The following is a 17,366-nucleotide window of genomic DNA, read 5'->3' as shown; positions in this document are numbered from 1 at the left end:
CCTCCTTTTTTATTTTTCTGCGTAATAGGTTTTAAACCCTTCCAGCAGTCCGTCCCTCTCCAGTTTCTCTATATCCATCCGCTGGGGATTTCCCGGAACGTCTGTCTGAACGTAGAATTTTCCATCCTTTTCTTCCGGCTGGAATAAGGTATATTCCCCAACCGGGGCCGTAATCGGCTCGTGGAACTCTATGTATTCATCCTCGCCATACAAACAGCCGAAAATCGCATTTAAATAAATTCTTCCCCCTGAGGAGAACCGCACTCCGTTCTCCCGCGCCATATCCCTGATTCTCAAAAGATCATCCATTCTGGACATTCTTCCCACAGACGGCTGCAGGTGGGTTACACCCTTTTCAATATAAGTTTCATATGCATAAGAGATTCTCATGGATTCCCCAAATGCCAGTTCCATATCAGGAATCATCTCGTGAAGCCGCTTGATGCCGTTCATATCATGGGCATGGATCGGTTCCTCAAACCAGGCCGGACGGTATGGCTCGATCATCTTGGCGAACTTATAAGCGTCTTCCACGCTCCACCGCTGGTTCGCGTCCACAGCGATATCAATCTTATCGCCTACTGCAAGTCTCACCTTTTCCAGACGCCTTACATCCCTCTCCATATTAGTTCCGTCATCGCTGCCCACCTTAAACTTAACGGTGGTATATCCTTCGCTCACATAGCGGGTCATATCATCCACCAGCTCTTCATCTTCCAGAAGAAGGGATCCGCCGCCTTTATAAGCAGCCGCCCAGTCCTTGGTGGCACCCATGAACCGGTGAAGGGGCTGTCCCGCCCTCTGGGCCAGGATGTCTAACATCATCAGTTCCAGTTGTCCAACCTCTACCACCTGGCTGCTCTGAAAGCCGCCGTTTCTGAATTTCCAGTAAAGGGTATCTTTCCATTCTTTGAACGTCTTAGTCTCACCATTTAAAATCAGCGGAAGGATGGTCGCCACAAAGTTTCTCGTGCAGGACAGATGGGCACATGCGCCTTCACTGTCATAAAGTTCAATACAGCCCTGCTCTGGTGCAAATTTACCAAAACCTCCGGTTCCATCTTTAAATGTTTTCGGCAGGGGTATTGGTCGAAAGCTATAATACTTTGCATGCGTAAATTGTATTTTATCAGTAAATTCAAACAATTCTTTTATCCTCCCTTACTAACTTTTCTGGATTTTTTGTTTATTATTCTGTGTTCGAGATGTTTATAGAATACTTTTTTGTCTACTTTTCATCAATTGTAAAAACCAACAATTCAGGCTCAGGCTTTTGTACACTTTGTCCAAACATTACAATTTTCTCTTTTTTCTTTTCAATTCTATTTCACTTTCTTTTCATCCAGGATTTCTTTTTGCAAGATTTCGGGGGATTTGTTTGCAGGTCTTTAAAAAATCTTTGGTTTATTGGCGAAAGAAACGCCGGGAAGACGGGGAACCGGGGGTGGGAACAAGGGCAGGCGGCGGACGGGGAGGAGCTGGGGAGCACGGGGGGCTGATTCCGACCGTTAAGTGGAACTAAGGCTTTCAGGATGAAAAAAGGCGGTCCGATGCCCATTCACGGTAAACTCCTGATGACTTTACCGTTCAGGGGCATCTCAGAAACTGACTCGGTATTCAGTTTCTGCCCGCCTTTTTTCATCCTGAAAGCCTAAGTTCCACTAAAACGGTCTCCACATGCCCCCCGTGCTCCCCAGTTCCTCCCCGTCCGCCGCCTGCCCTTGTTCCCACCCCCGATTCCCCGTCTTCCCGGCTGTGTGTTGGCTGCGCTGAGTTTTAAAAGATTTATAGAAGGTTCCAGGGTGTGTTTTAATTTTAATGATGTGGACATTCATATCAAGAATTTTATTTAGGGGTGAAGGCTTTTTAAGAAATGCCTTGAGGTTTTCATGCGAAACGTGAAGGCATTATTGAAAATTTGAATGGAAAACTTGTATTTAATCTAAATTCCGGAAAGAACAGCAGGAAAGAGGATGTGAGGCAGGCCGGGGGGGCGGTGGCGGCAGCCAGGGGCGCAGGTGGCCGGAGCGCGGGTTCGCGGTGACAGCGATTTGTTCCGGCCGTCGGTATCTCTTGGGCTGAAAAAAAAGGGAAATGGAGGGGAAATCGCTGACCTCAAAGTCAGCGATTTAGAGAGCCTGAATCGAAAATTTCTTCAGAAATTCCCGATGAATGCTCCCGGTACCCTTCATTTCCCTTTTTTTCAGTCCTAGAGATGCCCCAGCCGGAACCATGAGCTGTCACTGCGAACCCGCGCTCCGGCCTCCTGCGGACCTGGCTGCCGCCACCGCCTCCTGGCCTGCCTCACGTCCTCTTTCCGGCGTAACTTTCACGAATAACCTTAAATTATCTCTGCTCTTTGCAGCAATAATTCCGCACCTTTACCTTAAACATGGTCACCGGCGCCACCATCTGCTCGTTGAATTCAAATTCTTTCCCGGTCTGGTGTTTCATTATGATGTGGAATCCATCCATCTTCTCCTTGGGATTCTCTATAAAACAGGCCTCTCCGGTTCCGATGATGCTGGCATATTTAAAGCTGTGCCTGCACGCCGTATCCGCTTCTATAAGATTGTGATTGCAGTCCATCTCAAATCCAACAATCTGGTTGGTCTTTAAAATATCCATCCGCCTGCCTTCCTTGGCACAGTGGAAATATAAAGTCAGATCTTCCCCATCCAGAGAATATCCGAAATTCATGGGCACAATATACACTTCGCCCTCATCGTTCAAACCAACTCTGCAGACCTTACACTGATCCAGAATTTCCATTATCCTGTCAAATTCTACGACTTCCCTATCCACTCTTCTCATCTCATTCCCTCATTCTTCTCACCGTCTCGGATGCGCTCCGGCATAGGCTTCCCTCATAGTTTCTTTCTGAGAGTACATGGTATACATCTGTGTCGTGGCCATATCGGAGTGGCCCAGCATAGCCTGGACAGCTTTTATATCGGCTCCGCCCCGGATCAAATGGGCGGCAAAGGAATGTCTCAGCGTATGAGGCGTGATGTCCGCCTGAATCCCCGCTTTATCCCCGTAAAACTTTATTATTTTCCAGAATCCCTGACGGCTCATGGCCTTGCCGTTGCAGTTGGTGAACAGCCATTCCGACTCCTCTCCCTTTAAAAGAGATTCCCTCGCGTAGTTGATGTAATCACTGAGGGACTGTCTGGCCACTTTTCCAAATGGAATCGTCCTCTCCTTGCTGCCGTCCCGGCACACAATAAAGCCCACAGGGAGATTGACATCGGACACCTTCAAATGAATCAGTTCCGACACCCGGATTCCGGTGGCATAGAGGAGTTCCAGCATGGCCTTATCCCGGATTTCCTTTGGGCCATGCCCTTCCGGCTGGTTTAACAGGCAGTTCACTTCGTCCACGCTGAGGATCACCGGCGCTTTTTTCTCAATCTTCGGCGCTTTTAACAGCTCTGCCGGGTCCCGTTTAATATTGCCCATTTTATATTCATAGTTAAAAAATGATTTGATGGATGCCAGCACTCTTGAAATGGTGGTGGTCGCCTTGCCTTCTTTCTCCATGTACAGGATGTAGGAATTCAGGCTGGTCTTAGTCACCTTGTCCACTTCCTTTATCCCCTTTTCCTCCATGAAGGCAGCAAGCTGCATCAGATCTCTTTGATAGGAAAGTTCCGTATTCCGGGAGATCTGTTTAACCTCCTTCATATATTCAATAAAGCTTTTTATCTCCATCTTCATCATTCTACCCCTGCTCCACAAGTCCCATAATTATGCCCAAAAAAGGGCTTTGCCTTACATTATATATAGTATTTTCCATAAAATCAAACGTTATTTTCCCACTTGGAGGGCATTTTCAGCCTACTTAACATAAAAAAATACAACATATTGGCAGCCGGACTTTTACAGCTCCCAATATGTTGTAAATTTTTTATAAAAATTTTTTTAATTTTTTTTTAATTTCAGAAGAATAAACTCATAATTACGGGATTTACCATGGTCTCCATGCAGATTCCCACCATCAGTAAAAGAGCAATCCCTAATACCGCGCTGACACGGACCTGATGCTTTTGTTTGGAAGCCCAGCCCGCCAGGATAAACCAGATCAGCAGGTAAAACAGATAATGGGGCAGCAATGTGGCCAGATAACACGGCAGACCCATAAGCCCCTTCTGGCAGGTGATCATTGACAAAATAATGCTCCCCGACAGTCCTCCGTAAAAAGATAAAAAGTAAAACCAGGGAACGGACCATGAGGTCACTGACATCAAAATAATTAAAACCACCCTGCCCAGCCTCTGCCGGGCCACATATAAGATCAGGTTCGCCTTATCCGGGCTTCCCGGGCCCGCTGTCATATCCAGAAAAAGACTGCCCAGCATCTGGGGTGTTCCGGCAAACTGAGGTTTCCATATATTGATTAACAGCGTACCGCATCCAGTTCCCACTATGAACCAAATTAAAAGCCAATCCCAATAATTAATCCGTTTAAGCATGAGCACCGGTCCAAATCATCTTTATCTCAATCTATGAATCATTGTCCCGGATTATGCCAAACTCCGGTTAAACAAGATATCTTGCAGCCGATCAGCCGTCCGACCTGCTGCAGTATTTTCTTGCGTAAGCCATGATGGCCGCAATGGTCTTGCCATCCGTAATTTTACCGCTGAATATCAGTTCCTCCAGATCTTTCACATCCCAGGCTTCCACTTCAATGCACTCGTCTTCATCCAGATTCTGCTTGGAAGGAATCAAATTCTTAGCCACAAAGATGTCAATGGCTTCATCACAGAATGCCACCGTCGTATTCACGCTGATCAGATACTCCAACTGGTCTGTTTTAAAACCTGTTTCCTCTTCCAATTCCCGGTATGCACAGTTAATCTTGGGTTCCTCCGGCCAATCCAGGGCTCCCGCCGGAATCTCCAGGGTCATCCGGTCCAATGCGTTGCGGTATTGGCGCACCATCAGTATCTTCCCGTCATCGGTTACAGGGACAACCGCGGCCGCTCCGTTATGATGGATGAAATCCCAATGGGCTTCATGGCCGTTTGCCACAACGGTGTCCTCATAGATTTTCAGGATGGTACCCTGATATTTTAATTCACGGTTCAAACGTATTACTGGCTGTGTCATAGCTGTTTCTCCTTTATTTTCATGAAAGCAGCTACTAAAGACGCGATGCGCTGACTTTAATAGCTGCCCTGCAATATTTTTTAATTATATTTCACGGTAATATTTTCAGTGAACATTTTTCAGTAATTCTTTCATTTTATGTTAGAACATTTTTCATAACAGGCGTCTGTGGCTTTCATCACCGCATTGCGGAATCCATATTCCTCCAGCGCGGCCACACCTGCAATGGTGGTTCCTCCCGGCGAACAAACCCGGTCCTTTAAAAGCCCTGGATGCTCCCCTGTTTCCAATACCATCCTGGCGCTGCCGATCAGGGTCTGGGCCGCCATCTCATAGGCAGCGTCCCTCGGCAGCCCGTATTTCACCGCGCTGTCGGCCAAAGCCTCGATGAACATGTAAACATAGGCCGGCGAACTTCCGCTGACACACACCACAGCATTGATCAAACGTTCTTCCACGATCTTCATCTTGCCAAATGACTGGAAAAATGTGCTGATCGTTTCTTTCTCTTCCTCATCAAACAAAGCCGGATCATAACATACCCCTGTCATCCCCTCGCCTAACAGGGCAGGCGTATTGGGCATGGCCCGCACAATCCTCTTCTCAACTCCCAATTTCCGCTTTAACTGTTCTATGGAAATTCCCGGCGCAATGGATATGATCACATGCTTCTGCTTCACCACATTCATAATCTGGTCCAATACCACATCGTAGTACTGGGGCTTCACGGCCAATACCAGATACTTTACCTGGTTCGCGCATTCCGCGTTGCTTTCCGCATAACGAACCCCTGTTTCCCGGCTCACCTGCTCCATTCTGGCTTTGTTGACATCCGTAAACAGGATATCTTCTGCAGGATAAACCTTTAATAAACCTTTCATAATCGCATAGCCCATATTGCCCATGCCGATAAAACCAATTACAGCCATTGTGTTACCTCCACTGCCCTTTTGTTTTGTCATAAACCGGTTATAATATAAACTTCCCGTTTATAGTATGTGCTGCCGGTTTGTAGTATGCACTTCCGGTTGTAGTATGCACTTCCGGTTGCCCTATGCACTTCTGTTTGCCCTATGCCGGTTTATCATACGTTTTCCGTTTCCTCATACGTCTTCCGTCTCATCATATCAGTATAATTATGTCAACCGTTTACTGTACAAGAACTCCATTGGCATCCACAGTATATCCGTCCGGTGTTTGTGTATTAACCAGCATATTCCCTCTGGCTGTATCACAGTAATACCACGCTCCATTCCATTCAATCCATCCGGTGCGCATATATCCGTTTTCACCGAAGAAGAACCATTCATCGCCGATTTTCTGCCAGTTGTTGGCGGTGAAGCCTCCGTCCGGATTCCTATACCACCATCCCACAGAATCCTGAACCCATGCTCCCGGGTTGGTGAAAGGGGTTCCTGCCGCAATGGCATTCCTGATCTGCTCTGCCATGGCCGAATCAATATCAACAGAAGAAGAGTTCACCCACTCCCCTTTTTTATCCGTTTTTATTTTATTGACCGGACGCACTTTATAGCTGTATTTTCCCGGCCGTCCCATGCTTGCCGTGAAATCAAACTGATTGTCCTCAGCCTTCTTGCTTCCGCCCACAGGTTTGCCGTCCCTGTAAATTCTCACTTCATAGCTGCCGGCTCCCGTAGCCTCATCCCAGGAGGCCTGAGTGGTTCCCGCCCATCCCGCGGACTGGACTTCTCCAACGCTCTCCGCCAGCGACGGCAGTTTAACGGTGATAATAAGGGTTTGGGAAGAATTTTCCTTTGTCGCAGTCACATAGGACGCGCCTTTCAGCTTCACTTCGCTGGCCTTCTTCAGGGAAAAATAATATCCTTCTGCCGCATACAAATAGATCTTCGCCTGCGGAATATCATCCTCATACCACTCAAAACCGCTGTTGGTAAACTCGTAATCGCCTACGCTGTATTTCGCACTGCTGCTCTCAACGTCCAGACCGTCATTTTCGATTTCATCGCCTACCTGAATATCACAAGTTATAGTTAATGATACAGATGTTATTTTCTGTTTGGTGGCCCCTAACGCCGGTATTGCTGTCATCCCCGCAAGCAGGCTTGCCGTGAGAATGATTGCCAGTATCTTTTTCATCCTTTATCACTCCTCATTTTGTTATATTATAACTGTATTACGGAAAACTTGACGTGTCAATGTAATTTTCTACGGATCAAAGATAAGAAAGAGAATTGTAAGAAAAATGAAAAAGAGGGGAGGGGAATTCCTTATTTTGTTTTTACCTTCTGTTTCAGAAGTTCCGTCATTTCTTTCATGCGCTTTTCCCTGGTTTCAGGCTGTTTGGCGCTGTAGACATAACGGGCCCAGTTTCTCTGATAGCCCGGGGTAAGGCTCCTAAAAAATGTAAGAGCATCCTTTTCTTGGGCCAATTCCTGTTCAATCTGCGGAATATATTGGATGTAATCTCCTACCGATTGGCTGGCGGAACGGGATGCGGTTTTCTGCGCTGTCCTTTTTATTCCAATGATGGTATAAGTGTCGTCCAGTTTCACCATCTGATTGAATTTATACAGGCTGTCCTTAATATAGCCGTCTTCATCCACTTCCAATGCCGGAAGAATCTGATCCCGATGTACATAGGTGTCCATTTCGGTATTCCCTTTTTTAGGGTAGGCGATCAACAGCCGGCCTTCCGGGACGAGTTTTTCTCCCCGTACCAGTTCCATCGTCTTTTCTTTCAGTTCTTCCAAATCCTTAACGAACAGCACAATTATATTAACAGGCTCCCCGGGGACATTTTCCAGAATTTTAAATTCTGAAAAATATGATTCGTGGGGGCGGTTTAAAACAGTTAATGGACGGCTGGGGTCTAAACGGAGTTTTTCTGTTAATGATTTTGGCATAGCGGCCTCTTTTCTGCATATTAAGCGTTCATAATTCATGTTTGCGGGTATCTGACAGATTTCATTTATCATAATCCTTTGATTTAAATCATGTTTCATTTACCCGCAGATTATTCACCGCCGCCCTTGTTATCACTGCCATTTCTCAACTTCAAAGGTTTCATCTCCGTAATAACAGATATAATTATCCCTTTTCCATCCGTAAACCGTATCGCCTGATCCGCCTTTTTTCTGTCTTCATCATATAAATAAACGCGGAAAGCCTGGGCTGTAGATAAATCGATGTCTGTTTTCCCAAGACTTTCCCCGTTCTTCTCCTCATAGGCTTTTAAATCATACTGATATGGAGACGTTTCTTTCACGCCCAGATTTGACACGCTCGGGCCGGATGCATTATACTTCACAATCACATACCCATACCGGTCGGCCCCATCTGAAAATGTACAGCAGGCATCTAAGGCGTCTACTGCTTGTCTGCAGCCTTTTTGATATCAATGATCCCCTTTGCCATATCTATCATTTCTTCTTCCGTAACCTTTTTATTGATATCGATCAAGTGATAAAAGATGTCATCCTCGGCCCATGCAAGATAATTGGCATACTGGCTGTCGAAATATAATTCCACTTCCCCATATTTCGTTACATGGGAATTTTCCGGAAATACCTGGAACTTATGGGGTTCGGCAGAATACGTAACGGACTTCACGTTTCCATCCTTATCCCTGTCGTACTTAAAACTTATCCCCTTTGTTTTATTTGTAATATTACCGTTGGTATCCATATCAAATGACTCCGTAATGCTTCCGGAAATGAATTTAAATCCGCCGGCAAGGGCATCCGCGGTCTTAGGCACGAATCCTACATCCTTTTGCAGTGTTTCCGCATCGGGAATCTGGGAATAGTCCTCTGACGAAACGGAAGATGTGGATGATACTTTCACCGTTCCTCCGCCTTCCGCGGCCGCAAAACAAGGAATTGTATTCATTAATAAAGAACCGGTGAGCAGTACTAAAACAGCTTTTTTGATTTTCATCTTTTCACTCCTCCAAAATAAAATTTATATTCTAAATTTTAACGGAGATATCTCTAAAAGTACTCTAAACCGGCATTTTTTATCAAATAATTCTGTAAGATATCAGTTAACGCGGCGCATATTCCCGCAGCACGGTGTATAAGCGAACCGGATCAACCGGTTTTGGCACAAAACCGTTCATACCGGCTTCCCTGGCGGCCTCTTCATCTTCTTTAAAGGTATTGGCTGTCATGGCGATAATCGGCACATCAGCGTCCGGACGGCCGCTGGAACGGATATCCATGGCCGCCTCATGGCCATTTTTGACCGGCATCCGGATATCCATGAGAACTGCCTGGAACCGGCCCGGTTTGCTGGAGAGAAACAGCTCCACAGCCTCCTGGCCATTGGACGCACGGCATACGTTTACGCCCTGCATGGCAAGGAGTTCCTGGGCAATTTCTGCGTTGAGGTCATTATCCTCTGCCAGCAAAATGTTCATACCGTTCAGGTCCGGCTCCTGACCCACGGATTCCGGCTCCGGTTCCTGAGTTACGGCCCCCAGAGGGAACCGTAACGTCATATAGAACTCGGACCCCTTTCCCAGCTCACTTTTCACGTTAAGGTCTCCTCCCATCAGTCTCGCAATGCTGCGGCTGATCGGCAGGCCCAGCCCGGTTCCCGCGCTGTGGGACACTGATGGTTTCAACTGTTCAAAGGAAGCGAAAATCCGTTCCTGGTCTTTCGGTCCGATACCAACGCCAGTATCCTGTACGGAAAAATGATACTCCACGGTTTCTCCGTCAAATCCGGTTTCCTCCGCCCTTAAAATGATCCTGCCTCCGGGCTGGGTAAATTTAACCGCATTGGAAAGCAGGTTTGCAAGTACCTGGCGCAGGCGGATTGGATCCCCTTCCAGCCAGTCATGGCTGATCTGGCTTTCCGTCTGGAGCCGCAGGCCTTTCTGCTCTGCCTGGGTGCTCATCATTTCTTCCAGTTCATTCAGCACAAGGGACAGAGAAAATCCTTTTTGTTCAATCTCCATCTTCCCATTCTCAATCCGTGACATATCCAAAATGTCATTGATCAGTGCCAGCAGGTATTTGGAGGAGCTGTGAATCTTTTTCAGCTTATCCTCAATTTCCGGCGGCACGTCCTCTGCCATACAGGTCAAATCGGCAAGGCCGACGATGGCGTTCATCGGCGTGCGGATTTCATGGCTCATTTGGGAAAGAAATCCGCTTTTTGCCTGGCTCTTGGCTTCCGCCGCTTCCAGCCTGCTCTGCATGAGGGCATTTTTCATCCGGCTTCTGATAATAAGCAGGATTATTGCCATGATCAAAAACAGCACGCATCCCAGAATCAGAACACTGGCAAGGGGGTTGGCGTAGATCAAATCCTGAATTGAAAGCCTGGTATAGCCTACAGATACCAGATTGCGGTCCAGAATCGCCGCCTTTTCCTCAGTGGAAATATTTGCAACCGCCTTATTTAAAATCGTAAGAAGTTCCGGCGCAGCCGGTCTTGCGATGGCAAAAGCGACGTCCGTACTATCACTTTCCCGGGTCACAGGAGCCACGTTCAGATAACGGTGGTTCTGCAGTTCCTGTTCCAGCATTGCGGAAATACCGTAGATATAATCCACCTCGCCGTCATTGACCGCCTTCAGCATTTCCGTAACCGTATCATAGCTGCGGACTTCCCCCGCCTCAAAACTTACAGGCAGCAGCCTGCCGTTTAATATACCGCAGGTCAGCCCCGGACCGGGATAGCCGCCAAGTTTATTCTTTATAACAATGTTATTTAAACTGATATACGGCTGCGTCAGGGCTAAACCATCGTCAAACGCCTGTTCACTCCTGCTCAGATATCCCCCCAGAATATCCGCCTTTCCCTGCTGCACCATGCGGAGGCAATCCCCATAATTATCTCCGTAAACATAGGAAAACTGAAGGCCGGTAAAATCGCTGATTTTTTCAAGCAGTTCCGGAAGAACCCCTTTGTAAACCTCTGCCGGATTGCCTTCACAATAAAATGGATGCCAGTTAGGAGGAACCGCCACTGTAAGGTTCCTCTTTTCCTCTATATAGCGCACTTCACTTTCGTTCAATTGAATGTCCGCCATTCTTACATCCGGAAAATTGACATAATAAGATGTTTCCGCAAAGCCGGGCGTGGATTCCAGAATATGCTGAAGCGCCATATTCAAGCCGTCCAATACTTCCGTATTACCCACAGTCGTTACGATATAATAGGGCTGTGCCTGGAAGGAAGTGACCATGCGGAACTCCCCGCCGATCTCCAGATCATTGCCCAGCAGCATATCCACTTCACCGGAACGGAGATTTTCATACAGGTTTCCATCTTTCATATCCTCATAAGAATAATATCTGAGCCTGCAATCCAGGTCGTTGCTGGTAAGGAACTCGTTCAAATATCTGATTTTATCCCCTGCCCTCTCATAAACTCCTATTGTCTTTCCATTTAATGATGATAAATCATATCCCAAAAGGCTGCTATCATCCCTGCGGCAGAGCAGTACAGCCCGGCTCCTGCCCGTATTGTAATCGGGATAAGCAAAAAATTCCTCAAATCCCGATGAATAAAACGCGCCTCCCATCAGGTCAAACTTCCCTTTTTGAAATTCATCAACTATATCGTCATTATTGACTTCAATATATTCATATCTCCAATTGGTGTATTTGGCAATCTCATTGAGATAATCCACCACCAGACCTTTTCTGTTTCCGTACTGGTCGGTTTCACAGAGCCCATCCAAGTCCGGAAACGCTACTTTCAGCACCGGCTCTTCCGGAGTTTGGGCGGCTGCCGTACCTGCAGCCAACAGGACAAATATGCCTGCCGCTATCCACACCGCCATGTATGCCAGACGGCGGAATTTTCTCTTATTCATATCGTTTCTCCATTTTTCACAATGATCCCGCTGGAATGCAAAAGCCCCAGCTCTGCTGTCAATGCGCAAAGGCCGTGGTAAACGCCACCCAATCAGGCTCCATTCAGCTTCACACTTATTTCAGTATATCAAAATGGGGTAAAAAGGGCAACCTTTAAGGCGAAAGATGGTACAGGGATCCTTGGGGACAAAAAAATACCCTAAAACCATCTGAACATTAAATTCATATGGCTTTAGGGTATTAATCATTTCACTCCGAACAATTACTTCGCGTAATCCGTTACACGCGATTCACGGATTACGTTCACCTTAATCTGACCTGGATATTCAAGAGAATCTTCAATACGCTTTGAAACTTCTCTTGCAAGCAGTATCATATCGTCGTCGGACACCTGTTCCGGAACTACCATGATACGGACTTCCCGCCCTGCCTGGATGGCAAAGGACTTGTCCACGCCCTTAAAGGAATTTGTAATATCTTCTAACTGTTTTAATCTGTTTGTATATGTTTCCAGGGTCTCTCTTCTTGCACCAGGTCTTGCAGCCGATATGGTATCCGCTGCCTGAACGATGCAGGCGATCAAACTTTCTGGCTCAACATCGCCATGATGGGATTCTACGGAGTTGATTACTACCGCAGATTCTTTATATTTTCTGCAAAGTTCCGCACCTAACTGTATGTGGGAACCTTCCATATCATGATCGATGGATTTACCAATATCATGTAACAAACCAGCACGTTTAGCCAGACGTACATCCACACCGATTTCCGCAGCCAGCAGTCCTGATAACTGGGCCACTTCAATGGAATGCTTCAACGCGTTCTGTCCGTAGCTTGTTCTGAATTTCATCTTACCAAGCAGCTTAACTAACTCAGGATGAATACCGTGAATACCCACTTCAAGAGTTGCGGCTTCGCCTTCTTCTCTCATGTTGGTTTCCACTTCTTTTTGTGCCTTCTCTACCATCTCTTCGATTCTAGCCGGATGAATACGTCCGTCTACAATCAAACGCTCCAATGCAATTCTTGCAACTTCTCTTCGAATTGGATCAAAACCGGATAATACTACCGCTTCCGGAGTGTCGTCGATAATTAATTCCACGCCGGTCATGGTTTCTAAAGTACGTATGTTGCGTCCCTCTCGTCCGATGATACGGCCTTTCATCTCATCATTCGGGAGCTGCACAACTGAAACTGTCGTCTCTGCAACGTGATCTGCAGCACATCTCTGGATGGCTGTAACCACATAATCTTTTGCCTTCTTATCAGCTTCTTCTTTTGCTTTGTTTTCAAGTTCCTTAATTAATTTCGCAGTGTCATGTTTTACATCTTCTTCAACAGATTTTAAAAGATATTCTTTTGCTTGTTCGGAGGTCAAACCGGAAATACGTTCCAGTTCCTGTATCCCTTTCTGATAGAGTGTATCTACTTCAGCACTCTTTTTATTCAGGCTTTCCTCACGAGCAGCAAGACCTGCCTCGCGTTTCTCCATTGCTTCGGACTTTTTGTCCAGGTTCTCTTCTTTGCTCAATACACGTCGTTCATAACGTTGAAGCTCAGCTCTTCTTTCCTTAGTTTCTTTTTCTAACTCATTCTTAGTTTTTAAAGATTCCTCTTTTGCCTCCAGGAGAGCTTCACGCTTCTTTGTCTCTGCAGTCTTTAACGCTTCATCTATAATTTCCCTAGACTTTTCCTCAGCACTGCCAATCTTGCTTTCATACGCATTCTTGCGGTAAGCTGTTGCCAGTACCCAGGTAACAGGAGCCACGACAATCATCGTAATCAATGCAGCTATTATTACTTGTGACACAGGAGCACCTCCTTATTAAGTTTTCATTGTACAAGAATACAACACTACAATTTTATACCGTTTTATACATTATGTCAAGTATATCCATGCTATACTCACCATTCTTAGACAAAATGTGTAACAGTTCTGACAAGTCTGAACTGTTACCAAAATTCACTGTTTAATAATCGTTGTCGCAAAATTGTCCAATTACTTTCGAGATAGTCTCATAAGAGAAGCCCTTCCGTCCCAATGCAGCCATAATTTTTTTCTTCTCTTCTATAGAAGCGTTCTCTCCGTCATAACGGCGTTTCCTGAGGAAATCCCGGATCTGCTGCGCCTCGTCAACAGGGGTTTCCTCCATGATGTCTGCGATGAGATCCTGTTCGATCCCCTTTTTTTGGAGCTCATATGACAATTGACGCCTGCTTTTCCTGCAGGCGCCATTTGCCACATATTGCCTGGCATAGCGTTCATCATCTATGTAATGGTAATTTTTCACAGCGGCAATGGCATGATCCACTGCCTCCTGAGGATAAAAACCGTCTTTCAGTTTTTGGCGCAGTTCCTTTTCCGTCTTATCCGATGACTTCAAGAGGAAAACCACTCGTTCCCGCGCTCTTTTAAACAGGATTTCATGGAGAATCTCTTCGTACTGTTCCGGTTCCAGTTCTCCATCCGCTTCTATCTGGTAACGTTTGACCTCACCTTTGTAGAGCACGATTACAATTTCTTCATCCAGCAGTATCTTGTACCTTCTTTTATCAAGAGGTGTTACCGATGTAACCTGCATATCTATGCTTCCGTCTTCTCTTCTGCCTTCACAGCCGCTTTTGCCGCTTTTTCAGGCTTGGAATTCTCTGTTTTCCCCTCTTCTTTGGCTTCCACGGCCTCTACGGCCCCGTTAAGCCCGTAATGGGCGCGCACTTTGTTCTCAACCTCTTCACATACCTGTGGGTTCTCTCTCAGATAAATCTTGGCATTCTCACGCCCCTGTCCGATCTTCACGCCGTTGTAGGCATACCATGCGCCGCTCTTTTCAATAATATTCTCCTTGGCAGCCAAATCCAGCACATCGCCTTCTTTGGAAATACCCTGTCCGAACATGATGTCAAATTCCGCTTCTTTAAACGGAGGCGCGATCTTATTCTTAACCACCTTAACGCGGACACGGTTGCCGATCATCTCTCCGGCCTGCTTCAGCGTTTCGATACGGCGCACATCCAAACGGACGGAAGAATAAAACTTCAGCGCCCTTCCTCCAGTGGTCGTCTCCGGGTTTCCAAACATAACTCCAACTTTTTCACGGAGCTGGTTGATGAAAATAACCGTACAGTTGGACTTGCTGATCACAGCCGTCAGCTTACGAAGGGCCTGTGACATCAGACGGGCCTGCAGACCCACATGGGAATCCCCCATATCGCCGTCGATCTCCGCCTTGGGCACCAGGGCAGCTACGGAGTCCACAATCACAATATCAACGGCTCCTGAACGCACCATGGTCTCGGTGATTTCCAGTGCCTGCTCTCCGTTGTCCGGCTGGGAGATGTATAAATTATCAATATCCACGCCGATATTCTTGGCATAAACAGGATCCAGCGCGTGCTCCGCATCAATAAATCCGGCAATGCCGCCTCTCTTCTGCACCTCTGCCACCATGTGAAGGGCTACGGTTGTCTTACCACTGGATTCTGGTCCGTAAACCTCGATCACCCTTCCCTTAGGCACGCCGCCCAGCCCCAATGCGATATCCAGGCTTAAAGAGCCGGTTGGTACGGTTTCTATATTCATATTAGCCCCTGAATCACCAAGTTTCATCACAGAGCCTTTTCCATATGCTTTCTCAATTTGTGTCAAAGCCGCGTCCAGGGCTTTCATCTTCTCATCTTTATTCATCTCCACACCTCTCTGCCTGCATTCAGGCCACGATCCGGAATACGTTCAAAAATCATCTGCTCCGGCCTCAACATTCCACTCTGCCGGAGTCAATTCCAAACATCTTCCAGAACGAACAAATGTTCTTTTTCATAGATAATACTATATTATAGTTGGCCGCAATTGTCAACCGGATTTTATCTTATTTCTCCCTTTTCAGTTAGTATTCACCTATCCTATCTGTTCACAATCCAAACTCAGGGCGGCACTGCACACAAAACTCAAAAAACAGATACACTCAACCTGCATCCCTCCATTCTATCTGCTTTTATTCATTGGAAAATTGGCGAACTGCCGAAAACAGGACGGAACCGTCCTGGAAAATACTTATTTAGTATATCATATAAATGTGATTCCAACAATACCTTTAACCCTTTCCCATAAGAAAAATACCCGGATTATGCAATAGTCCAGACAGCCTTTTTCCCGCCGTCTGTCATCAAATTATTAAGAATATCAAAATAGACCCTCCCGACGTCTTATGCTAAAATAACATTAACGGAGGTAAACGTGAGGGAAATAATCCCGACGGCTTATTTTTCTTACCCTAATTTGTGCCGGAGCCACAAATTCGAACCGCATCTGAGAATCTGGAGTTCTCAGTTCATACCTGCGCAAAAAACGCTCCGTGTGGAGGATTATATTATGAAAAAAATAGGAGCAGCCGCCCTCTCCCTGCTGCTGGCTGCACAACTTAACGCCTGCAGCGCCGTCATTTCCGGGGAAACACCGGCTGCATCCGCTGCCGCCCCCACCACTGTAAACAACGTTGATCTACCATCCCCGTCCTCTGATCCGGCAGCACAGGAAGTTCAGCCGGATACTCTGCAAAAACTTTACATTGACTATCCTCAGACAGCAGGCTATCGGGAAGCAGTCGCATTTATCCGCGAATCAGAACTGCCTTATTCCGAAAAGAAGTTAAACGGCAGCCGAATCATAAAAATCGCCTTAGAGGAATCCGGCACAGACATTTCCCTTCCCGCCGTGGATACCTTCAGAGACTATGATTACATACTGGTTGATTATCTTTATCCTAAACAGGAAAATAACCGGACTGACAATTTAGACAGCTATATCTTCGCCGGAATATCCTATATAACGTCAAACGGAAACTTCCTGTTAGAAAGCCATGCTGAAAATGTATTCATTACCAAGGACGGCGAGCTGCTCGATTTCGACACTTCATCCACCCGCCAGGAACAGATGTCATTTTATCTTAATCTTATAAACGCTGATTCCTCCAACACACATTCAGAACCGGTAAGCCAGGACATAAAAGCATGTATCGACGCGAAAATGGCTTCTTTTGAAGAAGAATGTACGCTGACTGATTTATGGTATGACAAAGAAAAATCCGAGGCTTTGGCCGATTCTTACATGAAATACGGCCGAGGCGCCTCAAACGGCGCAACACGCGAAAATGTCATTGTCATTCTCTCCACCCTTAAAACCGGAGCCAATACCTGGAGTTTCGAACCCAATGCCGTGTATACAGATTGGAAATGGATTCTGATACGGGATAATCCCCATTCAAACTGGGTTGTGGACGACTACGGTAATTAGGGGGAATCTTTATTTAGTTGATTGGCAAAAGTAACGCCATGGATCCTGGGAATGGGGACGGACGGGGGTGGAGGCCTGCTTGGCGGTTTGACGCCGGACGGAGCGGAATCCGTTGGCGATGAAAACCGGCTTCCAACCGTAAGTGAAAC

Annotated in this window: 15 protein-coding genes; 1 reads left to right on the top strand and 14 read right to left on the bottom strand. The window is 46.5% G+C overall.

Annotated features, from left to right (window positions below; translation table 11 throughout):
- Positions 1–9: 9 nt before the first annotated feature.
- The 14 genes from GPL15_RS02865 to recA form a co-directional block, all read right to left on the bottom strand.
- On the bottom strand, positions 10–1,146 hold the full coding sequence (locus GPL15_RS02865; protein ID WP_215695817.1) for an enolase C-terminal domain-like protein: 1,137 nt from the start codon (positions 1,144–1,146) through the stop codon (positions 10–12).
- A gap of 1,200 nt (positions 1,147–2,346) precedes the next feature.
- Positions 2,347–2,814, bottom strand: a complete 468-nt coding sequence (locus tag GPL15_RS02860) for a pyridoxamine 5'-phosphate oxidase family protein (RefSeq protein ID WP_215695815.1) — start codon at positions 2,812–2,814, stop codon at positions 2,347–2,349.
- Positions 2,815–2,832: 18 nt separating this feature from the next.
- Entirely contained in the window at positions 2,833–3,720 is an 888-nt protein-coding gene (xerD, locus tag GPL15_RS02855) for a site-specific tyrosine recombinase XerD (protein ID WP_215695862.1), read from the bottom strand.
- 221 nt (positions 3,721–3,941) lie between these two features.
- Positions 3,942–4,475 (bottom strand): stage II sporulation protein M, encoded by a 534-nt coding sequence (locus GPL15_RS02850; RefSeq protein WP_215695813.1) that lies wholly within the window; start codon positions 4,473–4,475, stop codon positions 3,942–3,944.
- Between the two features lie 91 nt (positions 4,476–4,566).
- On the bottom strand, positions 4,567–5,115 hold the full coding sequence (locus GPL15_RS02845) for an NUDIX hydrolase (RefSeq protein WP_215695811.1): 549 nt from the start codon (positions 5,113–5,115) through the stop codon (positions 4,567–4,569).
- A gap of 131 nt (positions 5,116–5,246) precedes the next feature.
- Entirely contained in the window at positions 5,247–6,044 is a 798-nt protein-coding gene (proC, locus tag GPL15_RS02840) for a pyrroline-5-carboxylate reductase (RefSeq protein ID WP_215695809.1), read from the bottom strand.
- A gap of 220 nt (positions 6,045–6,264) precedes the next feature.
- Positions 6,265–7,233 carry a cell wall-binding protein gene (locus tag GPL15_RS02835; RefSeq protein ID WP_215695807.1) on the bottom strand — a complete coding sequence of 323 codons (969 nt, stop codon included), beginning with the start codon at positions 7,231–7,233 and terminating at the stop codon, positions 6,265–6,267.
- 131 nt (positions 7,234–7,364) lie between these two features.
- Positions 7,365–8,000, bottom strand: coding sequence for a YdeI/OmpD-associated family protein (locus GPL15_RS02830; protein WP_215695805.1), 636 nt, complete (start codon positions 7,998–8,000; stop codon positions 7,365–7,367).
- Positions 8,001–8,110: 110 nt separating this feature from the next.
- Positions 8,111–8,404, bottom strand: a complete 294-nt coding sequence (locus GPL15_RS02825; protein ID WP_215695803.1) for a hypothetical protein — start codon at positions 8,402–8,404, stop codon at positions 8,111–8,113.
- A gap of 59 nt (positions 8,405–8,463) precedes the next feature.
- Positions 8,464–9,033 (bottom strand): hypothetical protein, encoded by a 570-nt coding sequence (locus tag GPL15_RS02820; protein ID WP_215695802.1) that lies wholly within the window; start codon positions 9,031–9,033, stop codon positions 8,464–8,466.
- Positions 9,034–9,139: 106 nt separating this feature from the next.
- On the bottom strand, positions 9,140–11,926 hold the full coding sequence (locus GPL15_RS02815; protein WP_215695800.1) for a transporter substrate-binding domain-containing protein: 2,787 nt from the start codon (positions 11,924–11,926) through the stop codon (positions 9,140–9,142).
- A gap of 263 nt (positions 11,927–12,189) precedes the next feature.
- The gene (rny, locus tag GPL15_RS02810) at positions 12,190–13,704 is read right to left on the bottom strand and encodes a ribonuclease Y (protein WP_252198063.1); all 1,515 of its coding nucleotides are present in this window, start codon (positions 13,702–13,704) and stop codon (positions 12,190–12,192) included.
- A 193-nt stretch (positions 13,705–13,897) separates the two neighbouring features.
- Entirely contained in the window at positions 13,898–14,509 is a 612-nt protein-coding gene (locus GPL15_RS02805) for a RecX family transcriptional regulator (RefSeq protein WP_215695788.1), read from the bottom strand.
- Positions 14,510–14,511: 2 nt separating this feature from the next.
- Positions 14,512–15,612, bottom strand: a complete 1,101-nt coding sequence (gene recA, locus GPL15_RS02800) for a recombinase RecA (RefSeq protein WP_215695786.1) — start codon at positions 15,610–15,612, stop codon at positions 14,512–14,514.
- Positions 15,613–16,296: 684 nt separating this feature from the next.
- On the opposite strand from recA, the gene GPL15_RS02795 reads away from it, so the two are divergent.
- Positions 16,297–17,217, top strand: a complete 921-nt coding sequence (locus GPL15_RS02795; protein ID WP_215695783.1) for a DUF4829 domain-containing protein — start codon at positions 16,297–16,299, stop codon at positions 17,215–17,217.
- Positions 17,218–17,366 lie beyond the last annotated feature (149 nt).

Source organism: Clostridium sp. MCC353 (genome assembly GCF_018785315.1).
GTDB lineage: Bacteria > Bacillota > Clostridia > Lachnospirales > Lachnospiraceae > CHH4-2.
This window is presented reverse-complemented; position numbering and strand designations above follow the sequence as displayed.

Excerpts from the sequence above, each read along its gene's own strand:
- GPL15_RS02860 (WP_215695815.1), bottom strand. The coding sequence starts at position 2,814 with ATGAGAAGAGTGGATAGGGAAGTCGTAGAATTTGACAGGATAATGGAA.
- xerD (WP_215695862.1), bottom strand. The coding sequence starts at position 3,720 with ATGAAGATGGAGATAAAAAGCTTTATTGAATATATGAAGGAGGTTAAA.
- GPL15_RS02850 (WP_215695813.1), bottom strand. The coding sequence starts at position 4,475 with ATGCTTAAACGGATTAATTATTGGGATTGGCTTTTAATTTGGTTCATA.
- GPL15_RS02845 (WP_215695811.1), bottom strand. The coding sequence starts at position 5,115 with ATGACACAGCCAGTAATACGTTTGAACCGTGAATTAAAATATCAGGGT.
- proC (WP_215695809.1), bottom strand. The coding sequence starts at position 6,044 with ATGGCTGTAATTGGTTTTATCGGCATGGGCAATATGGGCTATGCGATT.
- GPL15_RS02835 (WP_215695807.1), bottom strand. The coding sequence starts at position 7,233 with ATGAAAAAGATACTGGCAATCATTCTCACGGCAAGCCTGCTTGCGGGG.
- GPL15_RS02830 (WP_215695805.1), bottom strand. The coding sequence starts at position 8,000 with ATGCCAAAATCATTAACAGAAAAACTCCGTTTAGACCCCAGCCGTCCA.
- GPL15_RS02820 (WP_215695802.1), bottom strand. The coding sequence starts at position 9,033 with ATGAAAATCAAAAAAGCTGTTTTAGTACTGCTCACCGGTTCTTTATTA.
- GPL15_RS02815 (WP_215695800.1), bottom strand. The coding sequence starts at position 11,926 with ATGAATAAGAGAAAATTCCGCCGTCTGGCATACATGGCGGTGTGGATA.
- rny (WP_252198063.1), bottom strand. The coding sequence starts at position 13,704 with ATGATTGTCGTGGCTCCTGTTACCTGGGTACTGGCAACAGCTTACCGC.
- GPL15_RS02805 (WP_215695788.1), bottom strand. The coding sequence starts at position 14,509 with ATGCAGGTTACATCGGTAACACCTCTTGATAAAAGAAGGTACAAGATA.
- recA (WP_215695786.1), bottom strand. The coding sequence starts at position 15,612 with ATGAATAAAGATGAGAAGATGAAAGCCCTGGACGCGGCTTTGACACAA.
- GPL15_RS02795 (WP_215695783.1), top strand. The coding sequence starts at position 16,297 with ATGAAAAAAATAGGAGCAGCCGCCCTCTCCCTGCTGCTGGCTGCACAA.